Source organism: Ureibacillus chungkukjangi, from assembly GCF_044795995.1.
GTDB classification, from domain to species: Bacteria; Bacillota; Bacilli; order Bacillales_A; family Planococcaceae; genus Ureibacillus; species Ureibacillus chungkukjangi.
In genome coordinates this window covers 637,742-652,398 of sequence record NZ_CP085009.1, presented here as the reverse complement: position 1 = coordinate 652,398, position 14,657 = coordinate 637,742, and the positions used below count along the sequence as shown (strand labels likewise).

The following is a 14,657-nucleotide window of genomic DNA, read 5'->3' as shown; positions in this document are numbered from 1 at the left end:
ATATATGGAAGACTATTTAGATCCTATTAACTCAGTTGGAATGCCTGAACTTACAGATTCGGGAGTTGCGTTAGAGTTTTTGCTAACAACCAAAACAGGGATTCGAAACCTATCAATTGCCCTAACAGAAACTGCCTCCCCTGCTCTTCAAAAAATTATGCAAACTCAGCTTAATGTCATGATTGACTTGTATTTCGAGATATCCGAATTGATGTTAAAGAAAGAATGGCTAAAACCATATGATCTTGAAGGTCAAAAAGAATTGGATATTAAATCGGCTGAAAACGCGATTAGCATTGCACAGTTAGACTTATTCCCTAAAAGCATGAATCGCAAAGGAATGTTCCCTACTCCACCGAAAAAATAATAGAAAACGAGGGATTTTTTTATGAAAGCTGTTACTTTTCAAGGAATCAAAAACGTTGAGGTAAAGGAAGTAAAGGACCCTAAAATTAAAAAAAATGATGATATAATAGTTCGATTAACGACAACGGCTATTTGTGGTTCGGATTTACACTTACTTCACGGGATGATACCGAATCTTGGACAAGACTATGTCATCGGGCATGAACCAATGGGCATTGTTGAAGAGGTTGGCAAAGGTGTAACAAAGGTTAAAAAAGGAGATCGAGTTGTCATTCCTTTTAATATCGCCTGTGGAGAATGCTGGTATTGCAATCATGACCTCGAGAGCCAATGTGACAATGCCAATGACAATGGCGAGATGGGTGCTTACTTCGGTTACTCTGATACAACTGGAGGATTTCCTGGAGGTCAAGCAGAATATATGCGCGTTCCTTATGGTAATTTCATTCCCTTCAAAATCCCCGAGAAATCTGAAGTTCCGGATGAAAGTCTGGTTCTCCTTGCAGATGCAGCAACTACAGCCTTCTGGAGTGTAGAAAATGCAGGAGTAAAAAAAGGCGATACAGTTGTTATTCTTGGCTGCGGACCTATTGGATTATTAGCGCAAAAATTCACGTGGTTAAAGGGAGCTGAAAGAGTTATTGCAGTAGACTATGTTGGCTATCGATTAAAGCATGCAAAGAAAACAAATAATGTTGAAATCGTTAATTTTGAAGACCATGAAAATTGCGGCGAATATTTAAAGGAAATCACTAAAGGTGGCGCTGATGTTGTAATTGATTGCGTCGGGATGAGCGGAAAAATGACGCCTTTGGAGTTCCTTGCAAGTGGTCTAAAACTACAAAGTGGAGCAATGGGTGCCATAGTCACAGCAAGCCAAGCCGTAAGAAAAGGCGGAACGATTCAACTAACAGGTGTTTATGGTGGACGCTATAACGCCTTCCCTCTCGGAGATATTTTCCAAAGGAATGTAACGATTCGTACAGGACAAGCCCCGGTTGTCCACATTATGCCTCATGTCTATAATATAATAGAAGATGGCAAAATCAATGCTGGGGATATCGTTACCCATGTCCTTCCTCTTAGCAAGGCAAAGCATGGCTATGAGATTTTTGATACTAAAACAGAGGATTGCATAAAGGTTGTTTTAAAGCCTTAATATTGAAGGTGCTTTAGATTTTTCAAATTGCCTTTAATGCTTTTTATATACTAAATAACCCCATATTAAACACTTATATGACTTCCTGCCATTAATATTGCATTGAGCAAAAGCGCGAATCTAGCTATGATGAAGTTAAGTTAATAATTTGAACGGTTATTAACTTAGCCATTTCACTATAATTTAAGTGAAAATATGAGTAGAGTTATTTTTGCCCAACCATTTTAATTAATGGTTGGGATTTTTTAATTTATATCATATTTTCTTTTTCTCCATTACTTGGATTACTGGAAATAAGTTGGGGCAGCAAAGTCGAAATTATGCCTTGAGGTGTATGAACAACATACTTTGGCTTTTCCTTCTCTACAAGATCCAAACCGTCCAATCCCCAACTAACCCACATAAATGGCAGTCCTACCTTATTGCAGGCAATAATATCTCGCACTTCGTCTCCAACATATAGCACATTTTCAGGTATGAGCTGATGCTTATTTATAAATTTCTTCAATACTGCATCCTTCCCAAATAATTTGCTGGATGTAAGTACCTGGGATACAGTATGAATTTGTTCCTGCTTTAACAGCATTTCAATATTTTCCTGGGCATTTGATGACAGAATTATAATCTTATAACCATTTTGAGAGAGTATATCAAGCATTTCTTTAATGCCTTCAAAAACCTTAACTTCCAAAATATGATTCTTAAAGTAGCTATAAATTTTCGGCAATATAATCGGCAGTTTGTGCATTGGAAAATTGAACAGCTTTGCTCTTTGATGCAAATTTAAATTTCTTGTAGCAATAATGTCTTCACTCTTAACGGAATAATACTTAAAGGTTTCTGCATATGTATTCCACGCATCCATAAAAACAGTGCTTGAATCAGCTAAAGTTCCATCAAAATCAAAAATAATATATCTCATTTTAAGTAACCCCTCATTTTTATTGGTTATTTCCCATTTTAAGGTATGCTCCTATCCATTAGCAAAATTTTATAGGTCGTTAAAAACCTACTACAACTCACCTACTAAACTTAAAGTACGAAAAATTGTCATATTCAAGCCTAATAAATCCTATCATTTAGGGAATACTCCACATAAATATGTTAATAACAAAAAAGAAAATGAGTGAGTAAAATGAAAACTGATGAAAAAATTTATGATGTGACAATCGTTGGTGGCGGTCCTGTAGGTCTGTTTACCGCTTTCTATGCAGGTATGCGTAACTTGTCTGTCAAAATAATCGAGAGTCTCCCCCAGCTTGGAGGTCGCCCTTCTGTTATTTATCCCGAAAAATATATCTATGATGTTGCAGCCTTCCCTAAGGTACGAGCAAAACAACTAATCGACAATTTAGTGGAGCAGCTAGGACTATTTGAACAAACATTTGTCCTTGAGCAAACGATTCAAGGCTATGGAAAACTAAAAAATGGTGTGTTGAAGCTCACAACCGACAAAGAAATTCATATGACAAAAACCCTAATTATCGCCGCTGGTTTAGGTGCATTCCAGCCAAGAAAACTATCTATTGATAATGCTGAAAACTTCGAAGGAAAGTCCCTGCATTACTTTATCAATGATATGAGCTTGTTCAAAGGAAAGAAGGTCATTGTTTTAGGTGGTGGTGATTCAGCAGTAGATTGGGCGTTAATGCTGGAGCCTATTGCGGAAAGTGTAACGATTATTCATAGACGTGATAAGTTCACCGCCCATGAGCACAGTGTCGAGCAATTAAAAAAATCATCCGTACAAATTAAAACGCCGCTTGTTCCTACAGAGTTATTGGGTGAGGATGGAAAATTGCAAAAAGTCATCTTTAAAAACGGTGAGACTGGTGAATTCGAAACACTAGAAGCAAATGAGCTGGTTGTAAATTATGGCTTCACGTCCTCACTAGGTGCCCTAAATGACTGGGGATTAGATATGAGCAAAATTTCCATTAATGTAAGCTCTAAAATGGAGACAAATCTTGAAGGGATTTATGCAGTTGGCGATGTTTGTGACTATGAAGGAAAAGTAAAGCTAATCGCCACAGGCTTTGGTGAAGCAACAATTGCCATCAATGCTGCCAAACATTATATCGACCCCACAACTCGTGCCCATGTACCGCACAGCTCTGATATGTTTAATGGTAAATAAAGAACAAAACGTGAAAATCTAAGCTATTGGATTCATAATTTGAAATGAACTGAACCCAATTGGGAGATACAAGCTAACATTCGATGGTGCAGTTCAATAAAGGAGTTTCACCATTCTTCCTACTTTAGAGCGAAGCATGCAATAGAAGGGAAATTTCCTGTTATTTTGTATTTTGGAGCTTAAAAAGCTGAAATAAGGGGAAATATTTCGCTTAACTGCTCATAAGGAGACAGAATTAAAGGATTCTAGCAATTTAATTGGAAATATTACCGTTATTTCAAGGAAAATGGGCGTATTTTTTAATTTAACCGGAATTTCCCCTCTTATTTTTTCAACACTCAGAACAGCGGCAGAGCAAAAAAGGAGATGTAAAATTCACATCCCCCTTTTTTTAGTACTTTTATTTCACAGGACCTTCATCTTCACTATTAGTGATATCGTTGTTTGATTTCTTATCTAAGCCTTCATCAAAGTCCTCTGAAAACTCAGTTTGTAAATTTGAAGCTGTATAATTTCTGCCGTAGGAAGCTGGCTTTGGGTCATCGACAACTCCCATTACGTGATCTCTATAATAACGGTGAAAATATAGTTCTCCGACAGCTACAAAAAGGGCTGATAAAAAAGCAGCTGAGAGAACTGCGATACTTTCACCAAATAGAATCGTACCCAATGCCCAAACACCAAAAAAGGCAAGAACTAAGTCCCCTGCTGCTGCCATAAAATTACCAACATTAGGTAGTATGAATACATCTCCTACAAAAGCAACAATTGTAAGTATTGTACCAATAAGAAGTATATTTCCAAAGGAAGCGCCAAAAAATAATCCTAAAACTATCCACAAGACCACTAACGTCATGGCTAGCTTAATAAAAAACGCTTTCGTATACTTCAATATAAACTTCCTCCCTTCTTTATTTCTTAAGGTTTAGACTATCCTGTTCTAAACCCTTCATACGTCAAGAAATAAAGCAATAGAGGAAAAAATACCTAATACGTTTTTATAAATATTATCTTCTTTTTTCTTCTTTTACGGATAAAATTAGAGGTTCTGATCCATATTTTATTCGAATGGTTTTTCGTGCTTCTACCGGCGTTTTAGCTATGATTGGACTCGTTTGAATTTCACCATTGACCTCGTATTCAACCAAAAAGCACTTTGATCCACATCTCATGAAAACCCTCCTTAAATCAAAGAACCCTTCCAGGAATTGAAAGGGCTGTTATCTGAGAAAATTATAATGTTAAATGAATTTTATTGCTAAGATTACTGACCTCCAGCCTGCATGTTCACTTCTTCATAAGGCTGAACAATCACAAAGCCATCCCCTTCAAAACGCATTTGGATTGATTCTCCACTGCCTCTTCCGACAAAGGTTTTTAGTGAAATATCCGTCTGGAACTCTGGCATCAAATTTCCTGACCAAGCAACTGTAGCGTTAGGATCTGTAATAACTGGATTGCCAGGCGTAACACGTAATGTCAGTGGCTCGTAATGCGTAGTAATCGCAACCATTCCTGTTCCTTCACAGCGAACATTAAATAGTCCACCTGCCATCATTCCCGCTACTTTTCTCATCAGCTTAATATTGTGCTTAATGGATGGCTCGAATGCCAACAGATCATTGCCATTTACATGGATAGCTTCATTTTGCAATTTTAAAATAATTATTTTTTTACCCATATCAGCCAAATACAATTTCCCTTTTCCATTCGCCTTCATAAGGGTAGCACCTTCACCTGTGAATGCTTTTTTAAATAAATGACCAATTCCGTTTTCTAAAATTCCTTCACGCTCGAATTTAATCTTGCCATTATAAGAAATCATTGCCCCCGACTTTGCCCACACTAGCCCATCAAGATTCACCTCTAAAATACGAGGTGTTTCTAATTCAAATAACCCTTCTCCCTTATCTACCTGCTCTGTATTTTTTATGAATTCTTCAATCGAATATCGATTCACCATACGATCCCCTCCATTATTTAACATATACGTTAAACATTCTGATTTAGTTTCATGACTTCCATTCTTTTTATGAACCAAATCGATTTTATTAATTAGCCTTACAGTTTATTCCTACTTAGTCACAAGTATCATTCGTTATAAAGTAAAATGAGTACAAACAGGCTTCGTTTATTATAGGTTTTACAACTTACAAACTTTTTATCTTTTGAATTATTTTTTTGAGAATATCTTATCTAACTGTTCGTTGTACATTATGAAAAGTTTTTCACTACATAAGGAGCGATGTGAATGAAGTGTTCATCGACAAATTTTATAAGCCGATTAAAGAAACAAAAAGAAGACGCCCTTGACTATATAATCGAAGCTTATTTGCCCCTAGTAAAAACGATAGCAACAAAAATTTTACACAATATGAAGCACCCTGATATCGAAGAATGTGTAAACGACGTCTTTCTTACAGTTTGGCAAAATGCCCATCAATTTAATGGCGAGGCAGACGACTTTAAAAAATGGATTGGTATGATTGCAAAGTACAAAGCCATCGATCGGTATCGACAGGCTGAAAAGCTAATGTCAATCGAACAATCTTATGAACCCCTTGAACAGAAAGCTAGCAAGATACAAACAGACCAAACTGTTCTAAAACGAGAAGCTAAAAATGAAATATTATTTGCTGTTAGTCAACTAGAAGTAATCGACCGCGACATTTTTATAATGAAATACTTTTTGGAGCTCTCAAATTTAGAAATAGCAAACCAGCTTGGTTTATCAAAGGCGGCTGTTGATAATCGGCTATATAGAGGTAAGAAAGTTTTAGCCAAAAATGAAAAGTTAAAGGAGCGATTTGTATGACAGAGAAAGAATGGCTCGATTTAGATATTGATCAGCTGGAGTTACTAGATGTAACAGAGTTCGAAAAAACTCGTGTTAAGCAGTACGTTGTAAAAAAACGAAAAAAAACATCCCTTTTACGTAATATTGCTGTTGCTTCTATTATCATTATCAGTGCAACTACTGCATCAGGATTCGCCTTCCCTTCGCTTGCATCACAGCTTCCTTTTATGAACAACGTCATCCAACTTTTCAATGATGAAGAGCATCGATATGAGGCTTTTGAGGACTTCTCTACAGATTTCAATCTTACACAATCGAGCAATGGTATTACTATCATGATTGATGACGCAGTATATGATGGTACTAATATTACAGTGACTTACGCAATTGAGACAGAACATGATTTTGGCGAGACGATGCAGGAAAAAGCGCCGAATTGGTTTGATGTGACTGGTTCACACGCCCTTGATGGAACAGAGGAAATTAAACGAATTAGTGATACAAGCTATATAGGAATATCCACCTTCACCCCTAGTTTTGAAAATGATGTCTATCCAGAAAAAGTGGAAGTAACTTGGACCCCAAAAGCTTTTATAAGTTTAGCGAATGATCTGGAGGTTAAAGGTGACTGGTCATTCTCCTTCTCATTAGAGCGTTTAAAAGGCAATTTACAGCATGTTAATCAAACGGTCGGACAAGAAGGGATTAACTTTACATTGCAAACTATTGAATTTACAGATGTTTCAACAGTTATTACCTACGAACAAGTCGTGACTGATGAACTGGTTTCTAAATGGCCAATGGTAACACCCACTTTCCGAATTAAAGATAATTTAGGGCATGTATATGTGGATGGTACAAACGGAGGCGGTGTATCTAGGGAAAACGGCAAGCTCTATAATGGCACGACCGGGTTTGGTAAAATTCAAGATGGTGCTAGTCAGCTCATCATCACCCCAATCGAAATCGCGAGTGAGATGTCAGGGTTAGCTCATACCGAAATTGAACTTGAACCAATCGTAATTGATTTAAAATAAAAATGTGTGCCTTTATATGGAACCAGTTTCCTTCTATAGAGGCATTTCATTTTGATATCTAAAGGAATTTCCACATATTTATAGAAATAGTTATCTATGGAGGTGTTGGAATGCAAGTACGAAAAGCGGTTATGGCGGATGCTGCTGGAATTGCAAAGGTTCATGTAGACAGCTGGCGGACGACCTATAAAGGGATTATCCCGGATGATTTTTTAAATAAGTTATCCTATGAGCAAAGAACTGAGCTTTGGAATCGGAACCTCGCAGAAGAAGATAATTATGTGGCTGTGGCAGAGGATGAAGAAGGCAAAATCATTGGCTTTGCTAGTGCTTCAAAAAGAGAAGAAAATTCGACGCCAAATTCAAGCGACTTAACATCTATCTACTTGCTTGAAGAATATCAAGGCCAAGGAATCGGAAAGAACATCCTTCAGCACATATTCTTGCACTTTAAAAGCTTGGGTCTTCAAAAGATATTTGTTGATGTTTTAGCAGAGAATAAAACACGCCATTTTTATGAATATTATGGCGCCAAGTTATATTCAACCACTCAAATTAAAATTGGCGGAAAAGTTCTGAATGAACTCATTTATGAATGGGATAGTGTGGATGAAGTGTTAGAAAGGTTAAAAAAGGTAGCTCATTAGACGAAGCAAATTTGGCGTTAATCACTGGACTAACGCCTTTTTTATATTTACTTTTCTGTCCAAATTGCTTTCGTATAGGCAACCTGCAATCCTGCTCTTTCCATATTATTTTGACTGACAAATCCATATTTTGCTTGCCCCACTATTAAGCTACAGTCTTTATCAATCGCCTCGTTGATACGGTGGTTGATTAATGCACTTTGGATACCTCTATTTCTTAAGGAAGTAATAGTTGCTGCCGCAGCAAGAGTAGCAATGTCATCCTTTATGAATAAAACACCTATCCCTGCAGGTACATTTTCATACGTAGCAAGATAAAATGTCCAGCCCTCAATATCATAGAGAATTTTATTATTCTGAGCGACGCCGTTTTTAAGAAAATCTGGCATCCCAAATCCTTTTACGTAAATATCAGCAAAGGTATCAAATTCGTCCCTGTCCAGCTTGCGAATCCTGATGTTAGATTGAATTTCGATTTTAGTTTTCTTTGAGAGCGTCCCGTACAAAGCTGTATGAAAATCGTGATGATAATAGCCCGCCCTACTAAGGCAAGTAAGTAATTCTGAAGAGGTGTTAGCTGGTGCTAGTTCAAATCGAGCCGGTATTTCTTTTTGCTTGTAAAAATTCCGAATCTCTTCAATACAGGGTTCATCCCCTGTCTTTAATCCCTTTACTGTATTGAAGGAGGGACCTGGGATATTTCGTACTGAAAAGGTAGTTGCATAACCAAACTTTTGAATTTCGACCCCCATTGGATTCCCTTGAAGCTGCTGAATCGCTGATAATCTAGATTCCAAGCAATCTATTTCAGACTGCTCCAACCTTTGTGCCAATTCATGGTTTAAAACTACTGTCACTGTGTCACCTTCTCTCATTTTTCAGGATCGAATAGACATTTGTATCATGAGAAGCCCCATTATGATATATATTCTCCCGTAAAACTCCCTCTTTTTTAAAGCCTAGTTTGATAAGTAAATTATTAGAAGCTTCATTCTCTATGAAAACAATCGCCCCTATTCGTGATAAGCCCATCACATCAAACCCATAAGGGAGAACCTTTGATAAGGCTTCTGTTGTATAGCCCTTTCTCCAGTAGTCAGGATGAATTTCATAACCGATTTCAGCTTTTCTATGCTTTGGAGACCAACCATTAAAGCCGATTGTACCAATAATCCCTTTTGTCCTTTTTACCTCAATACCCCAACGAATACCCCGTTTTGCTTCGAAGCTTTTTGCAAAGAAATCAACAAATTTCTCGGCTTGCTCGATTTGCTGTAGTGTCTCTTCACCATAATACCTAGTGACTGCCTCATTTGAGAAACAAGCAAAAATTCCTTCTGCGTCCTCTTTTGTTATTTCTCTTAAGCGTAGTCTTTCGGTTTCTAATACTGGGAACATAAAACCTCTCCTAACTCAATTTGAATTACCTAAGCCCAAATCCAAATAGATTAATTTCCTAATTGTCTTAGAGATTATGCAAACGAACTTGTTTCTTCTGAAAGTAATCTATAATGCCCCATACAACCAAGTAAAAGATTATTGTCATTAATGAAAACATCTCGTAGCTTGTGTCTAAAAGAAGGTTCATGCCGAATAACGGCACAATAAAAATTAAATAGACTGGATATTGGATAGAGGCTATGACGTCGAAAATACTACTTCCCGAAATGTAGTAGGTCTCCAACTCTGAAATAAAGAAGATCACTATGCCCGCATACGTTCCTCCAATTATAAATTTTTTCAATTTTTGACTTCCTGTTTTAAGGCAGATTACTATGAAAGCCATAAAAACTAAGGATACAAGGAAATTGAGCATAGCAATTTGCAGATCCGGATACTTTATGGCAGGCATTAAGTTTATTGAAAATGCTAATAGATACGACACTATTAACAAGATTAAGAGTTTTTTATTCATAAAATTTTCCTTCCTTACTGATTAAATTGCCTATTAAGTTCACTAGTAGTTATTCTTTTTCGAGAATTATTGACCCTGTCATCGCATCAATATATCGAATCACTCTTTTTGTATGACGGTCACATGCTCGATAGATGAGTGAGTATTCCTCGTTCTCTCCATCTTCATCTCCATAGTTTTTATCCCACGCTAATTCAAAATCTAAAGATTTCAGAAAAATTTTGTGCGCTTCTTCCTTTGAAATAACCGGGTCAGAAGGAATACTTTCTAGTTGGTCAAAGTCAAAGCTAGGGCCACTATAATAATCGATTAAACCTGTATGTCGATTTACTGACACTATTACCAATTCTAAAAAAATTTGTATTCCCTGTTTGCTCTGCACTCGAAAACTAAAGGTTTCTTTTGCTCCAGGCTCTTCAAAGTCGTCATCGTTATCATGTACCTTTAATTGCAAATATTGATAGAAATTTGGCGTAAGCATTTGTAAAAAATCGAGGGCCTTTTCATAGCATTCCTCACGTTCAAGACAAAGGTCACCATTTCTTTCCTTAAACCAGACAAAACCTCTAACCTTCTCTGAATCTTTTGAAATGAAAGCCTTTACGGTATCTTCATTGTGACTCTGTAAAAAGCTATCTACCGATAAATCTTTTTTATTTTGTTTCCATCCACGTTCTCGCCAAACAATCCCTACCTCTTTTCCCAACTCTACTTTACGAACGACTTCCATCTCGGCAGGAATACCGATGACTTCTTCAATAGAAGCTGCTTCTATTGCTACTGTATTGGCTTTAGGCAGTGGAACATATTGGCTCGGCGAATCCTCATCATGAATAATAGTTAAAGTCGACTGGACAGCATCTGCTTTGTAGTTCATGAGAAGGTCAATATCATAAACAAGATGCAGTCCTTCTTCCCTAACATCATGAATCGCAGAATTTAAGTTCGCTATTAAAGGCTGCAAATCAAGCTGTGTTTGGACATACTGAAACAATTTTTCTTTTTCTATCAATGTCTCAGGAATAGATGGCTCATCTTTAATTCCAAAATATTTAAATCCGATAACTCCTCCACTTGGTTCAACATCTATATAGAATCCAGTTCGAGGTAACGGTAGGCCCATCACTATTTGTTCATAGTTAAAGCGGTAGGCACCCTCTATTTCTGGGGTAGTAAATAGAGTTAGCTTTTGTAAAGCATCTGGATAATGGCTGCTTAAAAACTGCTCCGCCTTTCCTTTAAGTTGTGTCTCGTTTAGTGAAAACACCCCGTTAGTTGGTTCATTTCGTTCAATTGATAAACTAGTTAAATTCCCATTCGAATCGAGGCTTACCGAAATCCCTTCCTCTTGTTGCTCATCAGCCCACGTAAACATTGCTTGCCCTTCGCCATTCTCATCCTCAGCCACTTCTTCTATTAATAGATTAAGATGATCAGGCAGCTCGACTAAGGATAATGCTCGTTCCTTTAACTGATCTTTATTCAACGTAAAGCACCTCCTACGTTATTGAAATACTGTTAATAACAATATTAACATATATATCCAAAATAAAAATCACCTCCCCTCTTACAAATTCTTTGAGGAGAGATGATTTTTTTATAAATTATTTTTCTGAACAGGAAGCCAAATTTCGCATTCTACCATTGAAGACGTTAAATCTTTCGTTTTAATCGACAGGATTTCTGGACCTTGCGCTACTTGGTAACTGGAGGATGGAAACCACTCAGAATAAATCCTTCCCCATGTTTCCTGTAGTGTGCTCGGAAATGGACCTGAGGATTCGAATATTGCCCACGTTGACGCAGGTACTTCAAGCTTTGAATAGTCTTCGGGGCAGATTTTCGTTGTTGCTACTCCTATATACTGATCAAGCTCCCCCTTTTCTTCCATGCGTCCTTCCGAAAAGTTTGTCGATGCTTGAATTATTCCTGTCGGTTCAACGTTAGAGAGACTTTTTAGTTGCGTTATTTTCTCCATAGTCAAAGATTTCCACATCGCTGTAATTTCCGGGTTTTCCCCTTCAAAAATAATCGGAACTCTTTTCATAATACCAACTATGTTAAATGCCTCTTTTTCTTCAATTCGATAATTCATCTCATTTCCTCCTTTAATGGATAATTGAAAGGTCATTAGAGGATAGGCTTTTAGTGGCTTGCCATTAGCTCTTGCTTCCGAAGGGGTTATACCATGCAAATTTTGAAAAGCTCTAGTAAAAGAGTCCGGTGAATTGTATCCATATTTGATGGCAACATCAATTATCTTCATGCTACTACTGTTTAACTCCAATGCTGCCAAACTAAGTCTTCTACGTCGGATGTATTCCGAGAGCGGGATACCTGCAAGGAATGAAAACATCCTTTTAAAATGATATTCCGAGCAGTGCGCTATTCTTGCCACCACCTTGAAGTCTATTTCATTCATAAGGTTCTCTTCGATATACTTCATGGCATCATTCATACTTTTTAGCGAATCCATTATATGACCTCCTTTCATCTATACAATAGCAGGAGCTGAGTGTATCCATCCGACATTTCGTGCACCATTATGTAGGGGGATCAACTGAACTTCAGGAAATAATTTACTATTCAGTTTGCACCTTTGCATAAATACATGTGTCTGTCAGTTTACTGCCATCTGCGGACAAATCTTCATTTTTCAAAATACCTTCCAACTCAAAACCTAGCTTTTCAGGAATGGCACGACTTTTTATATTTGTAGATTCACACCTAATCTCGATTCGATTAAATTGAATTTTGTTCAAGCCCAGATTTGTTAATGCCTCTACTGCTTCTTTCATATAACCGTTCCCATTATATTTGGTATTTATCCAATACCCAATTTGAGTTTTAGGGATATCCCAGCTGACACCTTCAAAGCTCGTTACCCCAATAAACTCATTACATTCTTTACGGAATATAAGATACCGCATACTTTCTCTATTGAAAAAACGAGCGGATGCTTCTCTTAGATTTAATTCTGTTTCTTCCATAGTTGGGGTTGTTTGTGCAAATGGTAACCACAATTTCAATTCATTTATTGATTCTCTAATTGCTTTGTTTACGATACTACCGTCCCCAATTCTCGGAGCTCGCAATGTTAATCTTTCTGTTTCAAATTCTGTTGGTATATCTATATTCAATTTCATTTCTCCTCTACAAGTTCATTTCCATCCTCCTGCTCACACTCTTCATTCCAAATCGCTCATAGAATGAAATTGCCTTCTGATTGAATTCCCAGACGTTCAGTTCTAATGAAGTAGCACCTTTATCTTTAGACCATTCCTTACATGCTTTGAACAATTCAGAACCAATTCCCTCTCTTTGATAGCTACTTTTGATGCCGAAATCATTCATATATGCATATATCCTTGGAGTCATCGTTTCATAAGGGGGAGCTTCATTTATTTCCATCACTGCAAACCCAACTATTTCTTCATTTATTCTAGCTATCAAAATATCACAATTAGCAGCTGCCAAAAGTTCATGATAATAAGGTTCTGGTATTGCCTGTTCAACCTTCATAAAAATATGAGGGAGTGCCTCGGAATGCTCAGCTTGCCCTTCCTTAACAATTGCATTTACTCCTTGATAATCTGCAATTTTCGCCGTAGTTATTTGTATCCTCAACTCAATCCCCCCTTATCACTTTCGTAATTTATTCAACAAAAAAAAACTTAATCCTTCTTGATCAAGGCCATAGCTCTATTACTTTGTTATCGCAAGCTCCTTATAAGTTCTTCTCAAAACTAACAAAAGATATAACAAAATCGTATATATGCAAGTACCAATCATGTAATAAATTGCGTGTTCCTTTGGGTTAACAATTGTAAAACCATCTTCGCCATGAATGGTCTGATATACTTGAATTGACCCATAAAATTGCCAGAAGTAATATAGAGTCACCACTAGCATTACTAGGGCCAGGAAAGCTTTTTTGTGAAAAATAAGTTTGATGGAATTTCTTTTGAAGGCCTGTGAAAATGCAATATTCGGCATTACTTGTAGCTCTAAATTGAATGGCGTTAGGAAATAAATCATTAATCCTCCCCAAATCAAACCGACCACAATAATTTCTAGTAAATTCATGATTGCCTCCTTAAAAAGCAAATTATAAATAGAAATGAAGGAAAATAATAATCCCCTCCAGTTTATTCAAATTATACATTAATTACCATATATAAACCCATATATTTCCTTGATCGAACTACTAGAAAGAGTACAAATCGTATGCGTATCCTTCGTATTCATAACGGCCCCTGCCCCATCTGAAATCCATAGAAAATAGGACTCAATAGCAATAGAAAATTGAAACTCCGGATTTGCCATATTTACAATGACTGAGTCTTTTATCGAATCTTTTACAGCTCTTTCGAAAATGACTACCTCTTCTTTATTTAATTCTAAATTTATAGTGCCATGGTTCTCTTTAGGTGTAATTGCAATATCTAATTTACTCACAGTTTTTTCAACTACCTACCCGCTCTTCTTGAGAGCATCCAGCCAATACCATTCCTATCAGGCTCAAAAAAATAAGTACTATTTTCAAATTCATCACCTCTTTTATTAGACATTCTTTTTATAAGATAAGATACAACAAAA

General features: G+C 36.9%; 19 protein-coding genes. 6 read left to right on the top strand and 13 right to left on the bottom strand.

Going from position 1 to position 14,657, the window contains the following annotated elements:
• Window positions 1-4 precede the first annotated feature (4 nt).
• On the top strand, window positions 5-367 hold the full coding sequence (locus LG296_RS03375) for a spore coat protein (RefSeq protein ID WP_107931969.1): 363 nt from the start codon (window positions 5-7) through the stop codon (window positions 365-367).
• 21 nt (window positions 368-388) lie between these two features.
• Complete coding sequence (locus tag LG296_RS03370) at window positions 389-1,525, top strand: zinc-dependent alcohol dehydrogenase (protein ID WP_251400279.1); 1,137 nt, start codon at window positions 389-391, stop codon at window positions 1,523-1,525.
• 250 nt (window positions 1,526-1,775) lie between these two features.
• On the opposite strand, the gene LG296_RS03365 is transcribed toward LG296_RS03370, so the two are convergent.
• Window positions 1,776-2,447, bottom strand: a complete 672-nt coding sequence (locus tag LG296_RS03365; protein WP_404427460.1) for an HAD-IA family hydrolase — start codon at window positions 2,445-2,447, stop codon at window positions 1,776-1,778.
• Between the two features lie 213 nt (window positions 2,448-2,660).
• Between LG296_RS03365 and LG296_RS03360 the strand changes: the two genes are divergently transcribed.
• Window positions 2,661-3,662 (top strand): NAD(P)/FAD-dependent oxidoreductase, encoded by a 1,002-nt coding sequence (locus LG296_RS03360; RefSeq protein WP_404427459.1) that lies wholly within the window; start codon window positions 2,661-2,663, stop codon window positions 3,660-3,662.
• A gap of 400 nt (window positions 3,663-4,062) precedes the next feature.
• On the opposite strand, the gene LG296_RS03355 is transcribed toward LG296_RS03360, so the two are convergent.
• The 3 genes from LG296_RS03355 to LG296_RS03345 form a co-directional block, all read right to left on the bottom strand.
• On the bottom strand, window positions 4,063-4,554 hold the full coding sequence (locus LG296_RS03355) for a YndM family protein (protein WP_251400274.1): 492 nt from the start codon (window positions 4,552-4,554) through the stop codon (window positions 4,063-4,065).
• Window positions 4,555-4,669: 115 nt separating this feature from the next.
• Window positions 4,670-4,834 (bottom strand): hypothetical protein, encoded by a 165-nt coding sequence (locus LG296_RS03350; protein ID WP_251400272.1) that lies wholly within the window; start codon window positions 4,832-4,834, stop codon window positions 4,670-4,672.
• Between the two features lie 92 nt (window positions 4,835-4,926).
• Window positions 4,927-5,622, bottom strand: coding sequence for an AIM24 family protein (locus tag LG296_RS03345; RefSeq protein WP_251400416.1), 696 nt, complete (start codon window positions 5,620-5,622; stop codon window positions 4,927-4,929).
• Window positions 5,623-5,913: 291 nt separating this feature from the next.
• On the opposite strand from LG296_RS03345, the gene LG296_RS03340 reads away from it, so the two are divergent.
• The 3 genes from LG296_RS03340 to LG296_RS03330 all read left to right on the top strand — a co-directional run bounded on the left by LG296_RS03340 (window position 5,914) and on the right by LG296_RS03330 (window position 8,143).
• Entirely contained in the window at window positions 5,914-6,477 is a 564-nt protein-coding gene (locus LG296_RS03340; protein WP_251400270.1) for a sigma-70 family RNA polymerase sigma factor, read from the top strand.
• Window positions 6,474-7,496, top strand: coding sequence for a DUF4179 domain-containing protein (locus LG296_RS03335; protein ID WP_404427458.1), 1,023 nt, complete (start codon window positions 6,474-6,476; stop codon window positions 7,494-7,496). Before LG296_RS03340 ends, LG296_RS03335 begins: the two co-directional genes overlap by 4 nt.
• Window positions 7,497-7,606: 110 nt before the next feature.
• Window positions 7,607-8,143, top strand: coding sequence for a GNAT family N-acetyltransferase (locus LG296_RS03330; protein ID WP_404427457.1), 537 nt, complete (start codon window positions 7,607-7,609; stop codon window positions 8,141-8,143).
• 47 nt (window positions 8,144-8,190) lie between these two features.
• Here the strand turns inward: LG296_RS03330 and LG296_RS03325 are convergent, their stop codons facing one another.
• From LG296_RS03325 to LG296_RS03285, 9 genes are all read right to left on the bottom strand, one after another.
• Window positions 8,191-9,000: a GNAT family N-acetyltransferase gene (locus LG296_RS03325; RefSeq protein WP_404427456.1), complete on the bottom strand. Its 810-nt coding sequence runs from the start codon at window positions 8,998-9,000 to the stop codon at window positions 8,191-8,193.
• 4 nt (window positions 9,001-9,004) lie between these two features.
• Entirely contained in the window at window positions 9,005-9,541 is a 537-nt protein-coding gene (locus LG296_RS03320; RefSeq protein WP_404427455.1) for a GNAT family N-acetyltransferase, read from the bottom strand.
• A gap of 67 nt (window positions 9,542-9,608) precedes the next feature.
• The gene (locus LG296_RS03315) at window positions 9,609-10,058 is read right to left on the bottom strand and encodes a hypothetical protein (RefSeq protein WP_404427454.1); all 450 of its coding nucleotides are present in this window, start codon (window positions 10,056-10,058) and stop codon (window positions 9,609-9,611) included.
• 49 nt (window positions 10,059-10,107) lie between these two features.
• Window positions 10,108-11,544: a YcdB/YcdC domain-containing protein gene (locus tag LG296_RS03310; RefSeq protein WP_404427453.1), complete on the bottom strand. Its 1,437-nt coding sequence runs from the start codon at window positions 11,542-11,544 to the stop codon at window positions 10,108-10,110.
• A 111-nt stretch (window positions 11,545-11,655) separates the two neighbouring features.
• The gene (locus LG296_RS03305) at window positions 11,656-12,534 is read right to left on the bottom strand and encodes a GyrI-like domain-containing protein (RefSeq protein ID WP_404427452.1); all 879 of its coding nucleotides are present in this window, start codon (window positions 12,532-12,534) and stop codon (window positions 11,656-11,658) included.
• Between the two features lie 106 nt (window positions 12,535-12,640).
• Window positions 12,641-13,198 carry a GNAT family N-acetyltransferase gene (locus tag LG296_RS03300; RefSeq protein ID WP_404427451.1) on the bottom strand — a complete coding sequence of 186 codons (558 nt, stop codon included), beginning with the start codon at window positions 13,196-13,198 and terminating at the stop codon, window positions 12,641-12,643.
• A 13-nt stretch (window positions 13,199-13,211) separates the two neighbouring features.
• Window positions 13,212-13,685 (bottom strand): GNAT family N-acetyltransferase, encoded by a 474-nt coding sequence (locus tag LG296_RS03295; protein ID WP_404427450.1) that lies wholly within the window; start codon window positions 13,683-13,685, stop codon window positions 13,212-13,214.
• 78 nt (window positions 13,686-13,763) lie between these two features.
• Complete coding sequence (locus LG296_RS03290) at window positions 13,764-14,144, bottom strand: hypothetical protein (protein WP_251400257.1); 381 nt, start codon at window positions 14,142-14,144, stop codon at window positions 13,764-13,766.
• A gap of 78 nt (window positions 14,145-14,222) precedes the next feature.
• A complete protein-coding gene (locus LG296_RS03285) occupies window positions 14,223-14,516 on the bottom strand; it encodes a hypothetical protein (RefSeq protein WP_404427449.1) in 294 nt (97 codons plus the stop codon).
• Between the last annotated feature and the right edge of the window lie 141 nt (window positions 14,517-14,657).